General features: G+C 64.8%; 20 protein-coding genes. 4 read left to right on the forward strand and 16 right to left on the reverse strand.

The features are described 5' to 3' along the window. Positions 1 to 10 precede the first annotated feature (10 nt). Together ASH04_RS16340 and ASH04_RS16345 are read right to left on the reverse strand one after the other, a co-directional pair. The gene (locus tag ASH04_RS16340; protein ID WP_200937333.1) at positions 11 to 2,701 is read right to left on the reverse strand and encodes a DNA translocase FtsK; all 2,691 of its coding nucleotides are present in this window, start codon (positions 2,699 to 2,701) and stop codon (positions 11 to 13) included. Between the two features lie 68 nt (positions 2,702 to 2,769). Then, positions 2,770 to 3,393, reverse strand: coding sequence for a TIGR03085 family metal-binding protein (locus ASH04_RS16345; protein WP_156394582.1), 624 nt, complete (start codon positions 3,391 to 3,393; stop codon positions 2,770 to 2,772). Between the two features lie 79 nt (positions 3,394 to 3,472). Between ASH04_RS16345 and ASH04_RS16350 the strand changes: the two genes are divergently transcribed. Beyond that, positions 3,473 to 4,252 carry a sulfite exporter TauE/SafE family protein gene (locus ASH04_RS16350; protein WP_032366467.1) on the forward strand — a complete coding sequence of 260 codons (780 nt, stop codon included), beginning with the start codon at positions 3,473 to 3,475 and terminating at the stop codon, positions 4,250 to 4,252. A gap of 3 nt (positions 4,253 to 4,255) precedes the next feature. Here ASH04_RS16350 and ASH04_RS16355 read toward each other — a convergent pair whose 3' ends face one another. The 3 genes from ASH04_RS16355 to thyX all read right to left on the reverse strand — a co-directional run bounded on the left by ASH04_RS16355 (position 4,256) and on the right by thyX (position 7,902). Continuing rightward, positions 4,256 to 6,007, reverse strand: coding sequence for a ribonuclease J (locus ASH04_RS16355; protein WP_032366466.1), 1,752 nt, complete (start codon positions 6,005 to 6,007; stop codon positions 4,256 to 4,258). Between the two features lie 107 nt (positions 6,008 to 6,114). Continuing rightward, positions 6,115 to 7,023, reverse strand: coding sequence for a 4-hydroxy-tetrahydrodipicolinate synthase (dapA, locus tag ASH04_RS16360; protein ID WP_057474061.1), 909 nt, complete (start codon positions 7,021 to 7,023; stop codon positions 6,115 to 6,117). Between the two features lie 99 nt (positions 7,024 to 7,122). Continuing rightward, positions 7,123 to 7,902, reverse strand: a complete 780-nt coding sequence (thyX, locus tag ASH04_RS16365) for an FAD-dependent thymidylate synthase (protein ID WP_228139203.1) — start codon at positions 7,900 to 7,902, stop codon at positions 7,123 to 7,125. 126 nt (positions 7,903 to 8,028) lie between these two features. Between thyX and ASH04_RS16370 the strand changes: the two genes are divergently transcribed. Then, positions 8,029 to 8,505, forward strand: a complete 477-nt coding sequence (locus ASH04_RS16370) for a hypothetical protein (RefSeq protein ID WP_057474062.1) — start codon at positions 8,029 to 8,031, stop codon at positions 8,503 to 8,505. A 30-nt stretch (positions 8,506 to 8,535) separates the two neighbouring features. Here the strand turns inward: ASH04_RS16370 and zwf are convergent, their stop codons facing one another. From zwf to ASH04_RS16385, 4 genes are read right to left on the reverse strand one after another with little or no spacing between them, the layout of a single operon-like run. Further along, a complete protein-coding gene (zwf, locus tag ASH04_RS16375) occupies positions 8,536 to 9,990 on the reverse strand; it encodes a glucose-6-phosphate dehydrogenase (protein WP_032372574.1) in 1,455 nt (484 codons plus the stop codon). Between the two features lie 48 nt (positions 9,991 to 10,038). Then, on the reverse strand, positions 10,039 to 11,247 hold the full coding sequence (locus tag ASH04_RS16380; protein ID WP_032372575.1) for a winged helix-turn-helix domain-containing protein: 1,209 nt from the start codon (positions 11,245 to 11,247) through the stop codon (positions 10,039 to 10,041). A 35-nt stretch (positions 11,248 to 11,282) separates the two neighbouring features. After that, entirely contained in the window at positions 11,283 to 11,399 is a 117-nt protein-coding gene (locus tag ASH04_RS27570) for an MFS transporter small subunit (RefSeq protein WP_420030340.1), read from the reverse strand. Continuing rightward, a complete protein-coding gene (locus ASH04_RS16385) occupies positions 11,396 to 12,766 on the reverse strand; it encodes an OFA family MFS transporter (protein ID WP_027496813.1) in 1,371 nt (456 codons plus the stop codon). Before ASH04_RS16385 ends, ASH04_RS27570 begins: the two co-directional genes overlap by 4 nt. Before the next feature lie 170 nt (positions 12,767 to 12,936). Between ASH04_RS16385 and ASH04_RS16390 the strand changes: the two genes are divergently transcribed. After that, positions 12,937 to 13,356 carry a hypothetical protein gene (locus tag ASH04_RS16390; RefSeq protein WP_176458535.1) on the forward strand — a complete coding sequence of 140 codons (420 nt, stop codon included), beginning with the start codon at positions 12,937 to 12,939 and terminating at the stop codon, positions 13,354 to 13,356. A 56-nt stretch (positions 13,357 to 13,412) separates the two neighbouring features. Here ASH04_RS16390 and ASH04_RS16395 read toward each other — a convergent pair whose 3' ends face one another. Genes ASH04_RS16395 through dapB form a run of 3 tightly spaced genes read right to left on the reverse strand, consistent with a single transcriptional unit; the run spans position 13,413 to position 15,099 of the window. Further along, the gene (locus tag ASH04_RS16395; protein WP_032366463.1) at positions 13,413 to 13,865 is read right to left on the reverse strand and encodes a flavodoxin family protein; all 453 of its coding nucleotides are present in this window, start codon (positions 13,863 to 13,865) and stop codon (positions 13,413 to 13,415) included. Between the two features lie 5 nt (positions 13,866 to 13,870). Beyond that, on the reverse strand, positions 13,871 to 14,290 hold the full coding sequence (locus tag ASH04_RS16400) for a hypothetical protein (RefSeq protein WP_052053358.1): 420 nt from the start codon (positions 14,288 to 14,290) through the stop codon (positions 13,871 to 13,873). A gap of 50 nt (positions 14,291 to 14,340) precedes the next feature. Further along, positions 14,341 to 15,099 (reverse strand): 4-hydroxy-tetrahydrodipicolinate reductase, encoded by a 759-nt coding sequence (dapB, locus tag ASH04_RS16405; RefSeq protein ID WP_027496797.1) that lies wholly within the window; start codon positions 15,097 to 15,099, stop codon positions 14,341 to 14,343. A gap of 93 nt (positions 15,100 to 15,192) precedes the next feature. On the opposite strand from dapB, the gene ASH04_RS16410 reads away from it, so the two are divergent. Then, positions 15,193 to 15,981, forward strand: coding sequence for an ABC transporter ATP-binding protein (locus ASH04_RS16410; RefSeq protein WP_057474064.1), 789 nt, complete (start codon positions 15,193 to 15,195; stop codon positions 15,979 to 15,981). A 3-nt stretch (positions 15,982 to 15,984) separates the two neighbouring features. Here ASH04_RS16410 and ASH04_RS16415 read toward each other — a convergent pair whose 3' ends face one another. From ASH04_RS16415 to ASH04_RS16430, 4 genes are all read right to left on the reverse strand, one after another. After that, positions 15,985 to 17,091 (reverse strand): alcohol dehydrogenase catalytic domain-containing protein, encoded by a 1,107-nt coding sequence (locus ASH04_RS16415; protein WP_057474065.1) that lies wholly within the window; start codon positions 17,089 to 17,091, stop codon positions 15,985 to 15,987. A 116-nt stretch (positions 17,092 to 17,207) separates the two neighbouring features. After that, positions 17,208 to 19,886, reverse strand: coding sequence for an MGH1-like glycoside hydrolase domain-containing protein (locus tag ASH04_RS16420; protein ID WP_235580029.1), 2,679 nt, complete (start codon positions 19,884 to 19,886; stop codon positions 17,208 to 17,210). A 24-nt stretch (positions 19,887 to 19,910) separates the two neighbouring features. Continuing rightward, on the reverse strand, positions 19,911 to 21,860 hold the full coding sequence (locus ASH04_RS16425; RefSeq protein ID WP_057474066.1) for a putative nucleotidyltransferase substrate binding domain-containing protein: 1,950 nt from the start codon (positions 21,858 to 21,860) through the stop codon (positions 19,911 to 19,913). Further along, positions 21,850 to 23,397, reverse strand: a complete 1,548-nt coding sequence (locus tag ASH04_RS16430) for a GMC family oxidoreductase (RefSeq protein ID WP_057474067.1) — start codon at positions 23,395 to 23,397, stop codon at positions 21,850 to 21,852. Before ASH04_RS16430 ends, ASH04_RS16425 begins: the two co-directional genes overlap by 11 nt. Positions 23,398 to 23,406: the final 9 nt, after the last annotated feature.

Genomic DNA, 23,406 nt, shown 5'->3' on the forward strand with positions numbered 1-23,406 from the left:
GTAGGGCCCGTCAGAACTCCTCGGACGCCGGCTGCTCGTCCGGGTCCCCGCCCTTGATCGACCACAGCAGTCCGTCGAGTTCGTCGGGCTTGACGAGAACTTCACGGGCTTTCGAGCCCTCGCTCGGACCCACGACGCCGCGGTTCTCCATGAGGTCCATCAATCGTCCTGCCTTGGCGAATCCGACGCGTAGCTTGCGCTGCAGCATCGACGTGGAACCGAACTGGCTGGTGACGACGAGTTCGACGGCTTGCAGCAGCACGTCGAGGTCGTCACCGATGTCGGGGTCGACGTCCTTCTTGTCCGAGACCTTCGCGGCGGTGACGGTGTCGTTGTACTCGGGCTCGGCCTGATTCTTGGCGAAGTCGACGACGGCCGAGATTTCCTCGTCCGTGATGAACGCACCCTGCAGACGCGTCGGCTTGCCCGCACCCATCGGCAGGAACAGCGCGTCGCCCATGCCGATCAATTTTTCGGCTCCGGGCTGATCGAGGATGACTCGCGAGTCGGTCAACGACGACGTGGCGAATGCCAGACGTGAGGGCACGTTCGTCTTGATCAGACCGGTGACGACGTCGACGGACGGACGCTGCGTGGCGAGCACCAGGTGGATACCTGCGGCGCGCGCCTTCTGGGTGATGCGGACGATCGCTTCCTCGACGTCGCGAGGAGCGGTCATCATCAGGTCGGCGAGCTCGTCGACGATGGCCAGGATGTAGGGGTACGGCCGGTAGACGCGTTCGCTGCCCAACGGTGCGGTGATCTCGCCGGACCGCACCTTCTTGTTGAAGTCGTCGATGTGCCGGACCTTGTTGATCTGCATGTCCTGGTAGCGCTGCTCCATCTCCTCGACGAGCCAGGCCAGGGCCGCGGCAGCCTTCTTCGGCTGCGTGATGATCGGCGTGATGAGGTGCGGGATGCCCTCGTACGGCGTCAACTCGACCATCTTCGGGTCGATCAGAATCATCCGGACCTCGTCGGGTGTCGCCCGTGCCAGCAGCGACACGAGCATCGAGTTCACGAAGCTCGATTTACCCGAACCGGTGGATCCCGCCACCAGCAGGTGCGGCATCTTCGCCAGGTTGGCACTGACGAAATCGCCTTCGATGTCCTTGCCGAGGCCGATCACCAGGGGGTGGTGATCCTTGCGGGTCGACGGGGCGGTCAGCACATCGGCGAGGCGGACCATCTCGCGATCCGAGTTCGGCACCTCGATACCGACGGCGGACTTGCCGGGGATCGGGGCGAGCAATCGCACGTTGTCGGTCGCGACCGCGTAGGCGATGTTGCGAGCCAGCGCTGTGATCTTCTCGACCTTGACGCCCGGTCCGAGCTCCACCTCGTAGCGGGTGACCGTCGGTCCGCGGGTGAATCCGGTGACCGCAGCGTCGATCTTGAACTGCTCGAGGACCTCGGAGATGGCCTCGATCATCGCGTCGTTCGCCTGGCTGCGCGTCTTGGGCGGATCGCCGTCGATGAGCAGCGACAACGACGGCAGCGTGTAGTCGCCGTCGACGACGCGATCGACGACGATCTTGTCGTCGTCGGCAGCCGGCTTGGGTTCGGCGGCCTTGACGATCGGCTTGGGCTTCGGCCGCGGGGGCGCGGCAGGCTCGGGCACCGGGACCGGCGCGGCCGCGGCAGGCGTCATGACCTCGGTGGGGGCCTCCGGTGCCGGTGCAGGGGTCTTGCGAGCGCGTGATGGCTTGACGACCGGGATGTACTCCTCGGTCGGGTAGTTGTCGTACGGGTCGGTGGTGCCGTGCACCGGGTATCCGTCGGCGTCGAAGTTCGAGTCGTAGTCTCCGTAGCCCTCGTCGCCGAATTCCGAACCGAAATCGGCCGGGTCGTACTCGTCGTATTCGTCGCCTCGACTGTCGGTACCGAACAGTGCCCGCATCCGGTCCGGTACGTCTCGTACCGTGGTGCCGGTGAGCAGCAGCACGCCGAACAGGCCGGCGAGCAGCAGCAACGGTACGGCGAGCCACACCGTCAGGCCGTCGGCGATGGGTCCGCCCGCAACGTAGCCGACGAAGCCCGCGCCTTCGGACCGACCGGTGGCGTCGGTCGGTGACCCCGCCGCCATGTGCCACAGCCCGACAACGGGCAAGCCCAGCAGTATCGAGCCCAGAACCAGGCGTGGTCTGACCTCGGGGCGAGGCTCCGAACGCATCAGTACGACGGCGATCGCGACCCCCAGCACGGGTGCGACGTAGCCGGCGTCGCCGATGACGGCACGGATCCCTACCTCGATCCACTCACCGACCGGGCCGCCGGCACTGAACCACACGCTTGCGGCGACGACGACGCTGACGGCGATGAGCCCGAGAGCGATTCCGTCACGTCGGTGACCGTGCTCGATGTCCGCGGCCTTGCTGACGGTGCGTGTGGTGGCACCGACACCTCGTGCCGCCATCGACCACGTGGACGCGATTCCGCGACCGATCGCGTCGAGCGCACCGCGGGACTTCTTCTTCGTGGGGGGCCGCCGCGACGCAGCACCTCTCGCGGGTGCCTTACCGCGAGACGATGCGCTTGCCCGCGTGGTGGCCGGGTTGCGCGGTGCGGTGGGCTTCTTGGGTGTCGTGACGGTTCGAGCCGTGCGGCCGGTACCGGACTTACGAGAGGTACCGGACGCGCGCGAGGAGCCGGATCCGCTGGATCCGGCCCTGGCGGTGGAGGTGCTGGTCTTTCCTGCCATGCCCCCAGGCTAGTCGCAACAGCCCCGTCGAAACCATCCGCAACACCAGTAACAACGACGGATGTGTTTCAGAAACTCAGGTCGAGCGCCTTCACGGCGGCGACATCGTTCGCAGAACCTTCGTACACGACCTCTACCTGGTCCCGACCGAACGCATAGAGAAGGAGTTCGGAGGGCTCCCCCACCACCGTCACACCCGGGCCCGAGCCACCCTTGAAGGTGGCCTGTCGGCCGTCCGGGGTGCGGACATGCACCGGGACCGGTGCCGAGCGGTGCCCTGCTCGTCCGATCAACCGCACCTGGGGCCACAGTCGGGACTCGACCGCGCTGGGCAGAACCCGTCGGGTCCAGTTCCCTACCGCGCGGCGCAGATCCTCGTGATGCACGAACATCTCACCGAGGTTGATCAGTGGATCCAGCAGAGCGAACGGCGACCACATCGGCGGCCCGGTGCGAACGTCCTCGACCACCGACGCGAACGGTCGATTCGCGACGGAACGCTGAACCCGCTCCGTGTATCCGGACAACGGACCGAGAAAGATACCCGGCGACGCATCGAGCCGCCGTTCGCGAACGACGAGGTGCGCGGCCAGATCGGCAGCAGTCCACTCACCACACAGTGTCGGCGCATCGGGACCGACGTCGAGAAGGGTCCGAACAAGCTGGGAACGTTCATCCTGGGCAAGGCTCACGTACTCCAGGCTACGGCTACACCGAAGGAGCGGCATCCTGCCGGGAGACCTACTCCTTCGTCTGGGTAACCTCCCAACAGTGCCGGTATCGGAAATTCTCGTCATCCTGCTCGCCGGCCTCGGGGCCGGTGCAATCAACGCCGTCGTCGGTTCGGGCACGTTGATCACGTTCCCCACCCTGGTTGCGTTCGGCTATCCCCCGGTGGTCGCCACGATGTCCAACGCCATCGGACTGGTGGCGGGAAGCGTCTCGGGTACCTGGGGGTATCGCCGGGAACTTCGCGGACAATGGCACCGACTGCGTTGGCAGCTTCCCGCCTCTTTCTTCGGCGCACTCGGTGGCGCGTGGCTGCTGTTGCATCTGCCCGAAAAAGTATTCGCCTCTGTCGTTCCGGTGTTGCTCATCGGTGCGTTGATTCTCGTTGTCGCACAACCGAAGATCCAGGCCTGGGCCAAACGTCGGTCCGAGGCGGCCGGCAAGGCGGCCGGCCACATCGGCCGCGGCCGCATGGCACTGGTCACCGTCGGCACTCTGCTGGTCGGAATCTACGGCGGCTATTTCACTGCAGCACAAGGAATCCTGCTCATCGGAGTGATGGGCGCACTGCTCCCCGAATCCATGCAGCGCATGAACGCTGCCAAGAACTTGCTCTCGCTGGTGGTGAATGTCGTTGCAGCAGTTGCTTTCACGATTTTTCGATTCGACGACATCAGCTGGCAGGCCGCCGGTCTGATCGCGGTCGGCTCCCTCATCGGCGGAGCGGTGGGAGCACGCTACGGCCGCCGGCTGTCGCCGGCGGCCCTGCGCGGTGCCATCGTCGTCCTCGGCCTCATCGGCCTGTGGCGACTGCTCGTCTGAACTCTAGGACTGCGGTTGCGGCTTGACCGCGATGATCGTCGGAACGATCATCGGCTTACGCCGGTACTTGTCCGCTACCCACCGGCCCACGACGCGGCGGACGGCCTGAGCGATCCGGTGGGTGTCGGACACTCCGTCCGAGGCCAGCCGCTGCAGCTCGGCCTCCACGAGCTGGCCGGCCTCTTTCAGGGCCGCCGGGTCGTCGGAGAAGCCGCGACCGGACACCTCGGGCGCGGTCACTGCACGACCGGTGGCCGAATCGACGGCAACGCTGATCGCGATGAAGCCGCCCTCGCCGAGCACCAGACGATCCGACAGCGTCGAATCTCCGACATCGCCGACCGACAACCCGTCGACGTAGACGTGACCGACCGGGACCTGCCCGACGATCTCGGCGAGCCCGTCGACCATGTCGACAACGACGCCGTCCTCGGCAAGCACAATCCGGTCCTCGGATACACCGGTCGCCTTTGCCAGAGCGGCATTGGCCCGCAGGTGACGCCACTCGCCGTGTACCGGCATGGCGTTGGTCGGCCGCACTGCGTTGTAGAGGTACAGCAATTCGCCTGCCGATGCGTGACCCGAGACGTGCACCTTCGCGTTCTGCTGCGTCACGACGGTCGCGCCACGCTTGGCGAGGCCGTTGACCACTGCGAACACGGAGTTCTCGTTGCCCGGGATCAGCGACGACGCCAGCACCACGAGATCGTTGGCTTTGACGTTGATCTGACGGTGCTCGCCGCGCGCCATCCTGGACAGCGCCGACAACGGCTCGCCCTGCGAACCGGTGGAGATGAGTACCAACCGGTCGTCGGGAAGCGTTGCGGCGGTATCGACATTGACCTCGAGGCCGTCGGGCACCCGCAGGTAGCCGAGATCCTGGGCGATCTGCATGTTGCGCACCATGGAACGACCGACGAATGCCACTCGGCGGTTGTACCGCTCGGCCACGTCGATGACCTGCTGGATGCGGTGCACGTGACTGGCGAACGACGCGACGATGACCCGCTGCTTCGCCTTGCCGATGACGGTGTCGAGCACTCCGCCGATCTCCCGTTCCGGCGTGACGAATCCGGGCACTTCGGCATTGGTGGAGTCGACCAGGAAGAGGTCCACGCCCTCGTCACCGAGCCGTGAGAAACCGGCCAGGTCGGTCAGACGACCGTCGAGCGGCAGCTGATCGAGCTTGATGTCTCCGGTGTGCAGCACCAGTCCCGCGTCGGTTCTGATGGCGATCGCGAGGGCGTCGGGAATGGAGTGGTTGACGGCGAAGTACTCGCAGTCGAACGGCCCGTGCTGTGTGTGTTGACCCTCGATCACCTCGACGAGATTCGGCCGAAGCCGGTGCTCACGGCACTTGGCCGCGACCAGCGCGAGGGTGAACTTCGATCCGACGACGGGCAGGTCGGGACGCAGTCGAAGCAAGAACGGGACTGCGCCGATGTGGTCCTCGTGACCGTGCGTCAGCACCACCGCCTCGACATCGGCCATGCGGTTCTCGATGTGCCGGAAGTCGGGCAGGATCAGGTCGACGCCCGGCTGCTGATCCTCGGGGAACAGGACGCCACAGTCGATGATCAGCATCTTGCCCTGATGCTCGAAGACGGTCATGTTGCGACCGATTTCGCCGATTCCGCCGAGCGCGACCACTCGTAGGCCCTTGAACGGCGCCTTCGGCGGTGTGCCGAGACGCTCGGTCGGGTCGAACTCACGACGCTTGTCGGGACGCTGCGTCCGAGCGGAATTCTGCACCATCGGCTTGCCCTGGCGGGCACCCGAAGGTTGGCCCTGCTTGGGAGCGGGACGCTCGGACGGCGGTCCGGCGTTTCGGGTTGCGCGTCCGCGCGATCTGTTAGGTCGTGTCATACAAGAACTCCTGCCGCCCGCAGCTCGGCTGCGAGCAATTCGATGTGATCGATGCTCGGTGGCACCTGGGGAAGTCGTGGTTCGCCGACATCGAGTCCGATGAGGCGCAGGCCTGCCTTCGATGCGCTGACGCCGCCGAGGCGTGCCACCGAACGGATGACCGGGATGAGGCTGACGTTGATCGCTTGGGCGCGGGCGATGTCGCCCATCATGAATGCTGTGTGCAGTTCGCGCAGACGGGCCGGGACGAGGTGCCCGATGACACTGACGAACCCGGTGGCACCCACGGAGAGCCAGGGCAGGTTCAGCGGGTCGTCTCCCGAGTAGAACTGCAGACCGGTCGACGCGATCAGCTCGGCACCGGCGTTGAGATCGCCCTTCGCATCCTTGACGGCAAGAATGCGGGGGTGCTCGGCGAGCCGACGCAGCGTTTCGGTCTCGATGGGGACGACCGATCGAGGCGGAATGTCGTAGAGCATCACTGGCAGATCGGTGGCGTTGGCGACCGCAGTGAAGTGGGCGTAGAGGCCCGTCTGCGGTGGCCTGGAGTAGTACGGGGTGACCACGAGCAGGCCGTGCGCACCGGCGCGAGCGGCATCACGGGCCAGTTCGACGCTGTGTGCGGTGTCGTTGCTTCCGGCCCCGGCGATGATTCGAGCCCGATGTCCGACGGCCGCGATCACGGCGCGCAACAGCTCGAGCTTCTCGTTCTCGGTGGTGGTGGGCGACTCACCCGTCGTCCCGGCCAGCACCAGCCCGTCGTTTCCCTGTTCGACGAGATGATGCGCGAGCCGAACGCCTGCGTCGATATCCAACTTCCCGTCGGCCGTGAACGGGGTCACCATTGCGGTGAGCACCGTACCGAACACAGGCGCAACGGAAGGAGCGGCGTCACCGTAGGTCATGGCAGCAGATTACCCGGTGCTTTACCCACTCCTACGCAGCGGGACTCCCCGCTGACACCGGTGGTCCGCGCCGGTCCGTTCGAGCCTCGAACGCGATTCCTAGACCTCGGTGACGAAGGGGCTGCGTGCGACTTCCGTTCCGTCCGGCTGGGTCGTGATCTCGAAGTCGCCGAACACGTCGGGTGCCACGTCCACGAGCTTACGCAGACATTCGACGGCGACGCGGCGGATTTCGACGTCCGCGTGCTCCGAGGCCCGCATCGACACGAAATGCCGCCAGGCGCGATAGTTACCACTCACCACCACGCGTGTCTCGGTCGCGTTCGGCAGAACCGATCTCGCGGCCTGCCGCGCCTGCTTGCCCCGCAAGGCAGCATTGGTGACCGACTCCAGTTTGCCGTCGAGGGCAGCGAGCAACTCGCTGTACGCGGCCCGACTCGCCTCTGTCGCCGATGCGAACAGGGCCTCGAGCTCGGGATCGCCCTCCACGGCCGGCGGAAGCACCACGTTGGCATCGTGTTCGGGCACGAAGCGCTGCGACAACTGCGAGTACGAGAAATGTCGATGCCGAATCAACTCGTGTGTGCACGACCGGGAGATACCGGTGATGTAGAAGCTCACGCTCGCGTGCTCGAGCACCGACAGGTGTCCGACGTCGAGCAGATGACGCAGATACGACGCATTGGTCGCAGTGCGAGGGTTCGGTTTCGACCAACTCTGGTAACACGCTCTGCCTGCAAATTCCACCAACGCCTGCCCACCGTCCGCGTCGGTCTCCCACGGGATGTCGGCGGGTGGAACGAACTCGGTTCGGGCCACCAACTGCACGTTCAGCGCGACTGTTCGAGGCGCAGCTCGACCTCTGATTTCTGACGACACCGCCCAACCCTAAACGGCGACGACCGCACCCTGCCGCGCACGACGCCACCGCTGGTGCCTTCGTGACGTCGACCTGACATCACCCGACGCCTTGACTGACGCCATCCAAGACGTCACACTGGCGTCATGGAACTGAGCCAGTACACCGACACGCTGCGCACCGATTTGATGGCCGCGGCGGCGTTGGGCGATGAACACACCCGGCAGACAGCCGAGGCCCTCGGCAAGACCGCGGAAGCGTCGGCGCGGTTGATGCTGCTGACCGCCCTGTCGGACTTCGCGGCCGAGGTGTCGAACGCACTGGAAGATCGAACCGTGGTCGTCCGCCTGGACGGTGGGCAGGCACACGCAGACGTTCGACGCAACGATTCGACATCGGACCACGACGGCGAGCCCAAAGAGCCTGTTGCCGAGGAGTATCCGACCATGGACGACGTCTCGGGCGAGGTACGACGCGTCACGCTCCGACTCGTCGAGCAAATCAAGGAACGAGCCGAGGACGCAGCGAACAACAGCGGGGTGTCCCTGAACTCGTGGCTCTCCCAAGCAGTTCAGGGCGCGCTACGAGATCAGATGCGCAAGGACCGCGGCTGGAACAACTGAGGGCTCACTCCCCTGTTTCTTTTCGCGCCTCTACTTCTTCTCTCTCCACTGTCGCTCGAACGGCAGCCGCCAGGCATGCGGCGCGATGAGTTGATGAATTGCGTTGGGGCCCCACGACCCCGGTGAGTACAGGCGCACCGGCGGTGGATCGGCCAGCAACGGCTCCGATACCTGCCACAGTCGTTCGATACCCTCCGCCGTCGTGAACAGCGTGTGGTCGCCGTACATGGCGTCGAGAATCAACCGCTCGTAGGCCTCGAGCACGTCGCCGGCGCGTTCGGTTTCGTGAGTGGCGAACTGCATGCTCAGTTTGTCCAGCCGCATCCCGGGCCCGGGCCGCTTGCCGTAGAACGACAGCGACACCTTCGATGCGTCCGCCAGGTCGAAGGTGAGGTGGTCGGGACCTTGCGCTCCGACGCCCGAACCGGCAGGGAACATGCTCTTCGGTGGCTCTCGGAACGCTATCGAAATGATGCGTTGGCCTTCGGCGAGACGTTTCCCGCTACGGAGGTAGAACGGCACACCGGCCCAACGCCAGTTGTCTATTTCGCATTTCAGTGCGACGAACGTGTCGGTGTCGGAATCGGGGGCGACACCTTCCTCCGAGCGGTAGCCCGTATATTGTCCGCGCACAACATTTTTCGGGTCCAGCGGGACCATCGATCGAAACACCTTGTTCTTCTCTTCACCGATCGCACGCGGTTCGAGTGCCGTCGGCGGTTCCATCGCCATGAACGCGAGCACCTGGAACAGGTGAGTGACGACCATGTCCTTGTACGCACCGGTGGACTCGTAGAACCCGGCCCGACCGTCGAGGGCGAGCTCCTCCGGGATGTCGATCTGAACGTGATCGATGAAGTTGCGGTTCCAGATCGGCTCGAACAGCCCGTTGGCGAAACGGAACGCCAGGATGTTCTGCGCCGGTTCCTTGCCGAGGAAGTGATCGATTCGATAGATCTGTTCTTCGTCGAAGGTCTCGTGCAGGCGAGCGTTCAGGTCGATTGCGCTCTGCAGATCGGTTCCGAACGGCTTCTCCATGATGATGCGCGATCGCTTGACCAGGTCTGCGGAGGCGAGCGTATCCACTACGGCCAGTGCAGCTCTCGGCGGAACCGACAGGTAGTGCAACCGCCTGGCGTTGCCTCCGAGTTCGATCTCGGCCTCGGCTACCGCGGCACCCAGCGCCGCCGGCCCGGCTTTCTGCGAGACGTACGTCAGCCGCGACGCGAACTGCCGCCACTGTTCGTCGCCGACTTTACGGCTGGAGTACGCATTGATCGATTCGCGAGCGAGGGCTCGAAATGCGTCGGTGGACATCTCTTCGAGCGAGGTACCCACCACGCGGATGTTCGGTGCCAGCTCGGACAACGCCAAATGCATCATCCCGGATAGCAATTTCCGTTTGGCCAGATCTCCGGTCGCCCCGAACAGGACGACGACCTGGGGTGGAAGTTCGGTGTCGATGCCTGTCGGAAAAGTGGTCATGCTCGAAAATACTGGCATCGATCCGGATCGAGCGCACGCCGGATCATGTCATCGCAGCGCAGCGACGAGATCACCTCGGGTACCCACCACCACGCGTTCGAGTTCGAGCCACTCCGCCATCTCGTGCAGGACGTCGCGCAACCGGGGTGCGATGTCGCGTGGATCGCGGTCGCCTTCGACGTACGCCGCTATGACGTGTAGTTCCGAGTTGGCCCGCACGGCCTTGAGATCGACGCGCGCCACGAGATGGCCGTCCAGCAGGAAGGGAAATACGTAGTACCCGTGAATTCGCTTGTGCTGCGGGGTGTATATCTCGATGCGATAGTGGAAATCGAAGATTCTCTCCACACGCGGCCGATAGAAGATCATCGGATCGAACGGGCACAACAGGGTTGCGACGGTGGCAGTCCTCGGTGTTCTGGCGTCGCGGTGCACATAGGCCGGCGCGTTCCACCCTCGGACGGATACCTGCTCCAGGACGCCGTCTTCCACGAGGTCGGCGATTGCGGCCTTGGACTGCTTCTGGGAGAGCCGATAGTAGTCCCGCAGATCCGGCTCGGTGCCGATTCCCAGTGCACGAGAGGACTTTTCGATCAGGGCCCGCACCGCATCCGCTTCGTCGACCTGCCTGCGGAGAACAGCGTCGGGAAGCACCCGTTCGCTGAGCTCGTACTGCCGAACGAACCCGGACCGTGCCGGCACGCTGACCACTCCGGCAGCGAAGAGTTGCTCGCACACGACCTTGACGTCGCTTCGATCCCACCAGGGACCCTTGCGCCCGGGCTTCTCGACGTCGAGATGCTTCTCGATCTCACCCGCACTGGCCGCGCCGTGCTCTGCGATCACGGCGAGAACATCGTCCACCAGTGTGGGTTCACGATCGAGAATGCGGGCGGCTCCACCCCATCGACCGTGTCGGTACAACTCCATGCGCCACCGCATCAGCGGCCAGTCCTCCACCGGGAGCAACGCTGCCTCGTGCGCCCAGTATTCGACCAACCGCCTCGGGCGTCGGGTGGTGTCGGTCCAGGCGGCGTCGTCGAGGATTTTTCTGTCGTAGGCACCGACGCGACTGAACACCGGCGCGTAGTGCGCGCGCACCACCACCGACACCGAATCGATCTGCAACAACCCGGTGGTGTCGATGGCTCCGTGCACCGCGCTCTTGCTCGCCGGCCGCGTGCGCGATCGGGCCGACGCCAGTCCTTGGGCGGCCAAGGCGGTGCGGCGCGCCATGGCAGCGCTCATGTCTCGCATCGGGCCACCCTGTCACGATCCACCGACACGGTGGTTCAGGTGCTGAAGAGATTCTTGGCCTTGAGGATCAGCTCGTACAGTCCGTAGGCGAACGGCACGGACACCCAGAGCCATGCGATCACCATCGTTCCCTGCATTCGCGCGGTGGTCATGCCTTGGCTCCTGTCGAGGTCGTCGAATCGGCGGCGTCGGCCGAATCGGATTCATGGAATTTCGACGCCACCGGTTTGATGGCTTCGTTGGCCAGGAACCCGACGACCAACAATCCGATCATCACGTAGAAGGCCGGGAGGTACCGGCCGGTGGTTCCCGCCTCGCCGGCGTCGGCGATGGCGTTGACGATCAGTGGTCCCAGAACACCTGCCACCGACCATGCGGTGAGCAGTCGCCCGTGGATTGCGCCCACCTGGTACGTACCGAAGAGGTCCTTGAGATAGGCCGGAACGGTTGCGAATCCCGCGCCGTAGAACGACAGGATCAACAGCGCCGACACCATGAAGAGGATCTTGTTCGTGTTCGTGAACAGGGCGATGTACAGGTACAGGAGCGCGCCGACACCGAGGTACAGACGATAGATGTTCTTGCGACCCACCACGTCCGAGACCGAGGACCAGACGAAGCGACCGATCATGTTGGTCAGAGACAGGAACGCGACGAAACCAGCGGCCGCCGCGGCCAACGATTCTGGGGAGGTGGCGTCCGGAAAGAAGTCTTGGTAGATCCCGGAGCCGCGTTCGAGGATGCCGATGCCGGCAGTGACGTTGAAGCACAACACCACCCACAGGAGCCAGAACTGCGGAGTCTTGACGGCGTTGGCCGCGGAGACGTTGTGGGTCGAGATCATCGCCGACGCCGCGGGAGGCGTCCAGCCTTTCGGTGTCCACCCCTCGGCCGGGACTCTGATCAGCACGACTCCCAGCGCCATGAACACCGCGTACCCGACGCCGAGGGTGAGGAACGTCTTGGCGATCGAACCATCGGTGAAGCCGCCGAAGTTCACCATCAGTTGGCTGGTGAGAGGTGACGCGATCAGGGCGCCGCCGCCGAAGCCCATGATGGCGATACCGGTCGCCATTCCCGGCCGGTCCGGGAACCACTTCATCAGCGTCGACACGGGCGAGATATATCCGATTCCGAGGCCGATACCGCCGATGAAGCCGTATCCGAAGATCACCAGCCAGAACTGGCCGAGTGCCATGCCGAGTGCGGAAATGAGCAGTCCCGATACGAAGAAGACAAGTGAGACGGCCATCGCCCACCGCGGGCCGTTCTTCTCCACTCTGGTGCCGAAGATCGCGGCCGACAGGCCGAGCATGACGATGGCGAGCTGAAACGGTATGGCGGTGACCGTTCCGCTGAGCCCCAGGGCGTCGGGCTGTGAGATGGCGTTCTTGAAGACGCTCCAGGCGTACGCAGATCCGATCGCCAGGTGTATCGAGAGGGCTGCCGGGGGTATCAGCCAGCGACTCCACTCGGGCGTAGCAACGATTCTGGAGCGGTCGAGAATGGGGAGGGTCATCGAAATCCCTTGATATGGAGAGCGGTACAAATGCCGACTGTCCCCTGCAGTCAAACACGAGCACGACCCTGCCTGCTCACAATCGGACATAGTTTCTTCACCGAACTCACTACATCGAGCCGCGTATCCTCGCGTGAGTGGATGTCGAGCGGTGGCGTAGCAGATTGCCGGTGAAACGAGCCTCGGACGGCGAGGTGATCGGATGGACCGTCGCACACAGCGCGGGTGAATCGGCCCCGTACGACGAACACGACGAGGGATACCTGGTCGATGCCGTCAATCCGGTGGGTATCACTGTTGCGCTGGGTGTGTCGCTGGAGGACGCGATTGCCGCCCTGGAGGAACGCGGACTGGCTTCCCTGTCGTTGCCGCACTGGACGAAAGCCCCACTGCCGTTGCAGCCCGAGACCGATCTGCTGACACCGCAGGACGATTGGCAGTGGCGCCGGGTGTTGATGACTCAGCTCGACGACAACCGTGTCTGGATCAGACCCGCGTACCCGAGTTGGCCGGAACGACTTCTGGAAATTCCGTTGTCGATCCCAGCCGACGACGTGCTGCGATCCCACTCCCCTGTCGAGTCGGACTGAGTCGGTACTCGCGCGGCCGCAGCGTGCCGAGACGTACACGCCGACTCGGGCCGCAGTCAGTCGGACAGACCGGCCGCGATCGTCCCGCCGAGTTCGTAGCAGCGCTCCCGCGACTCCTTGCCGCTGTCCACCAGGTGAGCGGTCTCGGCAACCTTGTCCAATCCCCAACCCGCTGCAATACTTTCGATTGCCCGCCCGGCACCAGCGGTGTCACTGTTTCCGTACACCCACGCACCGTAGGGCTTTCCGGATACCGCATCGAGACTCGGGTAGTAGACGGTGTCGAAGAAGTGTTTCAGGGCACCGCTCATGTAACCGAAGTTCGCCGGGGTACCGAAGAGAAAGCCATCGGCGGCAAGCACATCCGGGACTGTCGCGCCGAGCGCAGGCACACTGCGCACGTCCACACCGCTGATCTCCGGGTCACGGGCTCCGGCGAGGACCGATTCGAGCAGTTCCCGCATCGGCGGGCTCGGTGTGTGGTGAACGATCAGCAGAGTGCGCGCCATGTCCGTCAGCTCTCGGCACGTTCCAGTGCCACAGCACGTTTCATGGTCTCGCGAGCTCGCCCGCGATCACCCGCGTAATCGTAGGCCCGCGCCAGCCGATACGAATTTCGCCAGTTGTCGGGATCTTTTTCCCATTCGGCCTTGACCTGCTGGAAGAGTTCGTCGGCTGCGTCTCGTTCGATGCGCCCCGACGGCCTCCTCGGCAGATCGTCGACGTCGAGTTCGAGGCCTTCCTCTCGGATGCGCGACGCCAGCCGCTGATGGTCGAATCCTGCTTTGAGCGTCGCCCACACGATCCACAACCCGACGATCGGCAGCAGGATGACCCCGATCCCCAGGGCAGTACTGGCCACCCCGCCGTTCTGGATCAACGTCACTCCGCGCTGTCCGAGCAGGAAGAAGTAGAAGCCGAGGATCAACACCATCACTGCAATGATGGCGACGACTTTGGTCGCTTTGTTCACTGTCGATCAGCTCACAGATCCAGAAGCGGATCGAGGCCGACGGTCAGCCCCGGCCGGGCAGCGATCTCTCGGACTCCGAGCAGTACACCGGGCGCAAAGGACGTCCGGTCCAGCGAGTCGTGTCGGATGCTCAGCGTCTCGCCCTGTGTCCCCAGCAGAACCTCTTGGTGCGCAACGAGGCCCGCCAGTCTGATGGAGTGCACGCGCACTCCGTCCACGTCGGCTCCGCGAGCACCGTCGAGCTCCGTCGTCGTCGCATCGGGACTCTTCGGGGTGCCCGCTGCCGCCCGCGCTTCGGCGATCAGCGCGGCGGTACGGTACGCGGTCCCCGAGGGTGCATCGGCCTTATTCGGGTGATGCAGCTCGATCACCTCGACGGAATCGAAGAATCGGGCTGCCTGCTGAGCGAAGCGCATCGACAGCACCGCTCCGATGGCGAAGTTCGGTGCAATCAACACACCCGTCTGTGGGGATCCGGCCAACCACTCACGAACCTGCTCGAGCCGCTGCTCGTCGAAACCCGTCGTGCCGACGACAGCATGGATGCCGTGCTCGACCAAGAACTGCAGGTTGTCCATGACCACATCGGGATGGGTGAAATCCACGACCACCTGCGCACCGCTGTCGACGAAGTTCGCCAGCGGATCGCCCTGGTCGACAGTTGCCACGAGCTCCAGATCGCCGGCTGCGTCGACTGCGGCGCAGATCGCCTGACCGACCTTGCCGCGTGACCCCAGTACCCCTACTCGAACAGGTGCCGTTGCACTCACGTCGTTCCCACACTCGTTTCGTCGTCGTCTTGTCGTCCTACCGAAGACCGAGCCTACTTCCAGGCCCCCGACACCGGCAGCTACGGTCGGTCGGTGAAGTCCAGCGTTCTGTTCGCCGACCGCGTCGATCTCGTCCGTGGCGGCCGATATCTCCTCAGCGATGCGACCGTGCGGGTCGACGAGGGCGAGCACTGGGTGTTGCTCGGTGCCAACGGTGCCGGCAAGAGCACCCTGCTCAGCTTGCTGGGAGCCGTCGTCCATCCCACGCGGGGCGCGGTGCACGTACTGGGCCACCGCCTGGGCCGAGTGGACATGCGCGAATTACGCACGCACATCGGACACGTCGATCCTCGTCTGAAGATCGAGGCCCCGCTCACTCTGCTCCAGGTCGTCCTGACAGGACTGACCAACACGCCCGATCTGATCCCGAGATGGTCGGCCACCGAGGACCAGGTCGCTCGCGCCCACCGGCTCGTCGAGTCGCTGGGAGTTGCCCACCGCGTGGACGCGTCGTGGCACACCCTCTCCCAGGGCGAGCGGGGCCGGGCACTGATCGCTCGCGCACTGCTGCCCGATCCGGCGCTGCTGCTACTCGACGAACCCGCCACCGGTCTCGATCTCGCTGCCCGCGAACAACTCCTGACGGCGCTGGACTCGCTGCGTGCCGAACATCCCGGGCTCGCCAGCATCCTGGTCACCCACCATCTCGAGGAAATCCCGACCTCGACCACCCACGCGTTGCTGATCCGTGACGGTCGCGTGCACGCTCAGGGGCCTGTCGACACGGTGCTGACCACGGACAACATCAGCACGTGCTTCGACCATCCGATCGACATCTCTCACCGTCGCGGGCGGTGGGTGGCCACCGCGGCCCACCGCTGACGGTCAGTCGAAAACGATGACCTGACGGATGGCGTTGCCGTCGGCCAATTCGTCCATGCCGCGGTTGATCTCGTCCAACGTGATGCGCGAGGAGATCAGCTTCTCGACGGGCAGTCGACCCTCGCGCCACATCTGGGCGTAGGTCGGAATGTCGCGCGCCGGGACGGCCGAGCCGAGGTAACTGCCGATGATCGTGCGCGCCTCGGCTACCAGACCGAGAGGTGAGATCGACGAACGGGCGTCGGGAGCAGGCAGGCCCACGGTGATCGTCTTTCCACCGGGAGCCGTTGCCGCGACTGCAGTTTCGAATGCACGGGCGTTGCCCGCTGCCTCGATGACGATGTCCGCCTTGATCCCCTTCTCAGCGAGATCTGCAGGTGAATAGACCTGTGTTGCACCCAGATCGGTTGCGGCGACGAGCTTGTCGGGGACGCCGTCGACACCGATGACCTCACCCGCACCGATCGATACCGCGGTCAGTACGGCCGCCATGCCCACTCCGCCGAGGCCGACCACCATCACCGACTGCCCCGGCTTCGGAGTTCCGGCGTTGAGGACAGCGCCGCCGCCGGTGAGCACTGCACAACCGAGGACCGCTGCGATGTCGGCTGGGATGTCGTCGTCGACCGGTACCACCGACTTTCTACTGACCACTGCGTGTGTGGCGAAGCCGGAGACTCCGAGGTGATGCTTGATCTCGGCACCGTCGCGGTGCAATTTGATGTCTCCGCCGAGCAACGTGCCCGCATTGTTCGACGCGCTTCCCACGACGCAGGGCATCTGGCCGTCGGTGGCGCACCCCGCGCAGTCACCGCAGCGCGGCAGGAACGTCATGACCACACGGGTTCCGACTGCTATGTCGTCGACGCCCGCGCCGACTTCCTCGACGCGGCCCGCGGCCTCGTGGCCGAGCAGCATCGGTACCGGACGAACGCGATTACCGTCGACCACCGACAGATCCGAGTGGCACAGTCCGGCGGCTTCGATCCGGACGAGCAGTTCCCCGTCACCCGGTGAGCCCAGTTCGAGATCGGAGACGGTGATGGGTTGCGAGTCCGCGAAGGGACGAGATCGGCCGATTTCTTCGAGTACTGCGCCGCGAATCTTCATCCCGCCAGACTATGCGGCTGCGCCGCATGTGCGTGGATTTGGAGTGGAGCCCGCGGAACGACCCGAAAACACTTCGTAGCCCACTACGAAGTTCCACTCACATGGGCCGCAGGCCATCACAGCGGCAGACGTGGCCTGAGCAGGTGCGCAACCAACGCCGTCCAGCCGGTTTGGTGTGTTGCTCCGAGTCCCTCGCCGGTGTCTCCGTCGAAGTACTCGTTGAAGGTCGGGTGCTCACTCCACAGTGGATCGGAACTCGATTCGATCCGCCGACCGTCGGCAGGCCGCTTGCCGTCGACAGGACGGAACAGTCCTGCCAAGCCGTTGTCGATCAAGTCTGCGGCATCGGTGAGAGTGCGATGGTTTCCCGAGCCGGTGGGAATTTCGATGGTGAACGAGTCGCCGTAGTAGCGCCCGTAGGCGCGCAGCTTGTCCGCCAACAGCACGTTCACCGGGAACCACACCGGCCCTCGCCAATTGGAGTTGCCCCCGAACATTCCGGTCCGTGACTCCCCCGGCTCGTACTCGATGGACAGGCTTCGACCGTCGACGTCGAACGTGACCGGCTCGCGGTACGAAGCCGACAAGGAACGAATACCGAACTCCGACAAGAACTCTTCCGAGTCGAACATGCGAGAGAGGATCCGCTTGAGACGTTCGGGCTGCACGAGGGTGAGCAGAAGGCGCACCTCATTGCCTTCCCGACGCGCCAGCAGCGGTGAGACCATTTCCGGCCGACGGTGCTGAACCCACCGCAGCCGCGCCGCGAGGTCCGGGCACTCCGCCTCGACCCAGGGCGGAATTTCCGTGGCCCCGAGAATGGGAAGCAGACCGACCATGGATCGCACTCGCATCGGTACCGCGTCGCCCTCTGGTTGGACGAGGACGTCGTAGAAGAATCCGTCTTCCTCGTGCCACAGCGAGATGTGCTGGGAACCGAACGAGTTGACCGCCTTCGCGATCGAGAGGAAATGCGAGAAGAACTTGGTCGCGACGTCGTCCCAGGCGCTGTCGTGGCGCGCGAGCTCGAGTGCGATCTTGAACATCTGCTGGCAGTAGAACGCCATCCAACTCGTGGCGTCGGACTGTTCCAGACGGAAACCGGGCGGCAGCGGAGCGGAACGATTGAACAATCCGATGTTGTCCATTCCGAGGAATCCACCCTCGAAGATGTTGGACCCCTCGGAGTCCTTTCGGTTGACCCACCACGCGAAATTGAGCAGCAGCTTGGTGAACACCCGGACCAGGAACTCGCGATCCTGGTACCCGTCGATCCGATAGACGTGCCAGGCCGCCCAGGCGTGGACCGGAGGGTTGACGTCGCCGAACTCCCACTCGTAGGCCGGCAGTTGGCCGTTGGGATGCATGGCCCATTCCCGGCACATCAGGACCAACTGCTCCTTCGCGAAGTCCGGGTCCACATGTGCGAGAGGAATAGCGTGAAAGGCCAAGTCCCAGGCGGCGAACCACGGATATTCCCACTCGTCGGGCATCGAAATCACATCGGCCAGTGCGAGGTGACGCCAATGGGCGTTACGGCCCTTGGGGTCCTGACGCGAGTGCGGCGCCGGGGCTCCCACCTTGTCGCCCTCGATCCACTGCTCGACGTCGTAGCGGTAGAGCTGCTTGGTCCACAACAGCCCCGCATATGCCCGCCGCGCCACGTGTCGATCGGCATCGGTGAGGTCCGCACCGATCACTGCGCCGTAGAACTCGTCCGCCTCCGCACGACGGTCACCGGTGACCGCGTCGAATCCCGCACCGAACGTCTGCTCGTCCGGCCGATGGGGCGACAAGCGCAGTCGCACCGATTGGGTTGCGCCCGAGGCGATGTCGTCGAATCTATACCAGAATGCAGCCTTCGTTCCGGTCTGCTCGGGGTTCACCGCACCCTGTTCGCCGTCGACGACATGTCGGCCGATACCGTCCTTGGGGTACTTCGACAGGTTGTCCTGCCCCCACAAGGACTCTGCATTGGTTTCGTTGTCGCAGAACAACACTGACGGCGATCCCTCGGCACTGAGGTAGTACCGACCGAGAAAGCCGTGATCGGCGGCAACGGCCTCGAGGCCGCCGGCCAGAAGTTCCGGTCGGGTCAGCTGGGTGAGCGATCCGCCGCGATCGTCGCGCCCCCACGACCAGGTGTTGCGCAGCCACAGTTGCGGCAGCAGATCGACCGATGCCGCCTCGGGTCCGTGATTGGTGATGGAGATCGTGATGCAGATGTCGTCGGGCGACGCTTTCGCATACGTGACCTGAACGTCGAAGAACCGGTTCTCGTCCAGGATCCCGGTATCGGCCAATTCGTATTCGCGGTCGCCTCGGCCGCGTCGGGCACTCTCCTCGCGCAGGTGCGCGTACGGATACTCCGCATGCGGGTAGCGGTAGAGCCACTGCATCCAACTGTGCGTCGGAGTGCCGTCGATCGCCCAGAAATACTCCTTGACGTCCTCGCCGTGATTCCCCTCCTCGTTGGCCAACCCGAAGAGTCGTTCCTTCAGAATCGGATCCTTGCGATTCCACAGGGCGAACGCGAAATTCAGGAAACCGAATCGATCGCAGATTCCACCGATTCCGTCCTCACCCCAGCGGTAGGCACGCTTGTGCGCCTGATCGAACGGAAACGACGCCCACGCGTTTCCGTCCTCGGAGTAGTCCTCGCGCACCGTGCCCCACTGCCGTCCCGCCAGATACGGGCCCCACTGACGCCATGGCCCGCTGACCCCTGGTGACTCCGCCAAACGGTTGTGTTCGACGGTGGACGGGGTGGGAACGCTCACGGGATTGGTGGTCACGGCACACAGTCTGGTGCTTCCCGGTCAGCGATGCACGCCGACATTGGCGGCGAGGTACCCGACTCGGCGTTGCACCGCGGCGATCTCTCGGATGCCGTCGGTGAGCAGACTGCGCTCGAGCGGTGAGAGATCGGCCATGATCAGCACATCGCCGGGCCGATGGCCTGCCGTCATCTGATCGATCTGGTGTGACAGCCGCAGCCGTTGAAGCAGCGCGAACACCTCGGTCAACGTGGTGACGTCCCGTTCGGAGAGCATCCCGTTGCCCGACGCGGCCGCCAGACGCGCCGGTGTCGAGGCCGAGGCCATTCCGACCGACAGTCCACCCCACCGAGCGAGATTGACGATGGGAGTCAGTGCATGGGCCTTGAGGTCGAACGTACCGCCGCGCCGCGCCAGCACGTCGCGCAGCGAACGCAGCCTGGCCCGTCCGGCGAGGGCGTCGCGAAGTTGCAGCCGCAGTGCATCGGGGTTGTCGACCAGCAGTCGGCGATAGGCCTCGGGAACGGTGTTCAACTCCCGCGGGCCCCACACCACCCTGCCGTCGATCATCAGCGACGACATGATGAGGCCGGAGTCCCCAGCCGGAGTGGAGCCTGCGGAACGACCAGTGGTTCCTGCTTTGCCACGATCGCCGAAGGGGTTGCTGAGCCAGTGGGCCGCGGCACTTTCCCATTGCCCGGCCGAGCGTGCGAATCTCGGCGAGCTCGCAACCGCACCGTTGGTGTCGGACGGCAACCCGGCACCGTCGAGGCTCGCGTGTACCCGCGCGGCCAGGCCCATCAGCACTTCGTCGCGAGTTCTCGGCACCGAGTTCGATCGTCCACGTACGTAGGGGTCGGCGGTGGTATCCGACCAAGTCAGAGCGCTGTCGACGTCCGAGGAGGGCATCGCCTCCCGTCGGGCGACGCTGCCCAGGGTGATCCAGGCGAAGTTGTGTCGCGGTACTTCGGGCCGCGCCGCCCATTCGATCTCCACGGCTCGGCGAACGAGGCTGTCGACCACGACGGACAGAATCGCGCTGACGGCCAGGGCGTCGGTCCCACCCCGGAACAGGTCCGCCACCAATCCCGGAACGAGCCTTCCTGCGTCGGCGAGTTCGGCCGATGTCGTTGCCGAGGTCACCGCGCGACGAACCACGAAGCTGCGACGCGTGGACGCGGCATGCAGATCGGAGTCCTCGACGACGCCGAGAACCTCGCCTCGGCTGGACACGACGGGCATGTGCCGCAGTCCCAGCTCGAGCATGTCCATCAGGACGGTGCCGGCCAACCGGTCCGCGGTGACCGTCTCTGTGGGCGACGTCATGACGTGCTCGACCGGAGTGTCGACGCCGATTCCCGCGGCGACCACCCGCACCCTGAGGTCACGGTCGGTGAATATTCCGTAGCGCGAACCTCGCAGCGGAACCAGGACGTACGAGCTGCCCTGTTCGGTCATGTGCCGAACTGCGTCTCGGACGGAGGTTCCGACAGAGACGAACACCGGTGGGGCCGAAAGCAGTTCGCCGACGGCGCGGCCGGCACTACCCTCGGCCGCCCCACCGCGATGCGTGCTGGCCGAGGTGACGGCGTCGGCCAGAAACGCCAGCCCGGTCGGCGTTGCGAACAGCGGTCGAATCAGCTCCCCGGGCAACCGAAGAACGGTGCTCGGCTCGGTTGCGCGCGCACAGAATTCGACCGTCCCGCCGACAAGCAACGCCGAGAAACCGAAGACCCCGCCCGGACCGATGGTGTCGATCGGTACGGCGGCGGGCGAGGTGTCGTCGGAGTGCACGATCACCACTCGACCGGTACGCACCACCCACACGGTGTCGGCCACATCGAGCTTCGACGTCGGGCCCACAACCCATGCGCCACTGGCATAGTCGAGTTCGACGGCAGCTCCGGCGATGTCGGTGAGTACCGCAGGTGACGCGCCTTGGAACGGTGGGTGCGCGCCGAGGAAGTCGGCAAGCTCCGATCTATCCGCCACGGATCAGGTCGGCGCACTTTTCCGCCATGGTCATGACCGTGATGTTGGGATTGACATACGGCAGCTTCGGCATCGCCGACGCGTCGACCACGCGTAGGTTCGAGATGCCCTTGACGCGCAACTCGGGATCGAGCACGGCCATGGTGTCGTCCACCGATCCCATCCGTGCCGTGCCTGCCGGGTGATAGACCGTGTTGTGGGTCTTGTGCACGTAGTCGAGCAGATCATCGTCGGTGACGGCATCGGGCCCGGGTGCGAGTTCGCGTTCGATCCAACCCGCGAGTGGACCGTCTGCGGCGATAGCGCGCGCCAGCTTCAGACCGGCGAGCATCACCGCGTCGTCGTGGCCGTCGGGGTCGGTGAAATAGCGCGGATCCACCTTGGCGCGATCGCGAAAGTCCCTGCTGCGCAACCGAACAGTTCCCCTAGAACGACCCTGGGTGACGTTGGGCGTCAAACAGAACCCGTTGTCGGTGCTCGGATAACCCCACCGGAGAGTGTTCATGTCGAACGGCACGCTGCCGTAGTGCATCATGATGTCCGGGTAGTTCAGCGACGAGTCGGTCTGCGCGAACACGCCGATCTCCCACCACTGCGAGGACGTGGTGACCATGGGCTTGCTCGCCTCCCAGAACACCAGCCCCTCGACGTGGTCGTCGAGGTTCTCTCCCACTCCCGGTGAATCGACCCGAACGGTGATTCCCATCTCCTGCAGCTGTGCCGCCGGTCCGATTCCGGAGAGCATCAACAACTTCGGAGTGTCGATGGCACCGGCGGTGACGATCACTTCGCGTCGCGCGGACACGGTGTCGTAACCGGTCAGGTCGGGGCGTTGGTACCGCACACCCGTCGCGGTCAGCGACTCGTCGATCAGAATCTCGCTGATCCAGCAGTCGGTGCGCACCTCGAGGTTGGGCCGCGATCCGATGATCGGGTGCAGGTAGGCATGGGACGTAGACATACGCGACCCGTCCTCACCCGCGTTGATCTGAAACCAGCCGGCACCGTTGAGTACCGGCGTCCCGCGGTTGAATGCAACGGTGGGAAGCCCTACTCCGGCGGCCGATTCGAGCACTGCTGCACCGCATGGATCGTGCGGCGGCACATCGCGGATTCGAACGGGTCCGTCGTGACCGCGGCCGGTGTCGTTGTTCTCTACGCGCGCAACGAACGGCAGGATGTCCGACGCGCCCCAGCCCGTCGCACCGGCCGCGGCCCAATCGTCGAGAGTTTCCGCCGGCGGATGAAAAGCGATGCAGGAGTTGTGCGACGAGCAACCGCCGAGCACTTTCGCACGCGCATGCCGCATGAAGCTGTTGCCACGTTCCTGCGGTTCGACGGGGTAGTCCCAGTCATAGCCGGAGTCGAGCAGATGCATCCACTCGACGAGTTCCCGGATCGCTTTGTCGCCGACGTCGGTGGGACCTGCCTCGACCAGGCAGACGCTGACGGAAGGATCCTCGCTCAGCCGCGCGGCCAGGACGCACCCCGCCGTGCCACCTCCCGCGACGACGTAATCGAACTGGGTGTCTGTCACTGCACGCTC

The organism is Rhodococcus sp. Leaf233, from assembly GCF_001426165.1.
In the GTDB taxonomy this organism is placed as follows: domain Bacteria; phylum Actinomycetota; class Actinomycetes; order Mycobacteriales; family Mycobacteriaceae; genus Rhodococcoides; species Rhodococcoides fascians.

Excerpts from the sequence above, each read along its gene's own strand:
- ASH04_RS16380 (WP_032372575.1), bottom strand. The coding sequence starts at position 11,247 with ATGCGAGACATGAGCGCTGCCATGGCGCGCCGCACCGCCTTGGCCGCC.
- ASH04_RS16395 (WP_032366463.1), bottom strand. The coding sequence starts at position 13,865 with ATGGCGCGCACTCTGCTGATCGTTCACCACACACCGAGCCCGCCGATG.
- ASH04_RS27570 (WP_420030340.1), bottom strand. The coding sequence starts at position 11,399 with ATGACCACCGCGCGAATGCAGGGAACGATGGTGATCGCATGGCTCTGG.
- ASH04_RS16385 (WP_027496813.1), bottom strand. The coding sequence starts at position 12,766 with ATGACCCTCCCCATTCTCGACCGCTCCAGAATCGTTGCTACGCCCGAG.
- dapA (WP_057474061.1), bottom strand. The coding sequence starts at position 7,023 with ATGACCTACGGTGACGCCGCTCCTTCCGTTGCGCCTGTGTTCGGTACG.
- ASH04_RS16370 (WP_057474062.1), top strand. The coding sequence starts at position 8,029 with ATGGAACTGAGCCAGTACACCGACACGCTGCGCACCGATTTGATGGCC.
- ASH04_RS16415 (WP_057474065.1), bottom strand. The coding sequence starts at position 17,091 with ATGAAGATTCGCGGCGCAGTACTCGAAGAAATCGGCCGATCTCGTCCC.
- ASH04_RS16340 (WP_200937333.1), bottom strand. The coding sequence starts at position 2,701 with ATGGCAGGAAAGACCAGCACCTCCACCGCCAGGGCCGGATCCAGCGGA.
- ASH04_RS16400 (WP_052053358.1), bottom strand. The coding sequence starts at position 14,290 with ATGGTGTTGATCCTCGGCTTCTACTTCTTCCTGCTCGGACAGCGCGGA.
- ASH04_RS16355 (WP_032366466.1), bottom strand. The coding sequence starts at position 6,007 with ATGGTGCAGAATTCCGCTCGGACGCAGCGTCCCGACAAGCGTCGTGAG.
- zwf (WP_032372574.1), bottom strand. The coding sequence starts at position 9,990 with ATGACCACTTTTCCGACAGGCATCGACACCGAACTTCCACCCCAGGTC.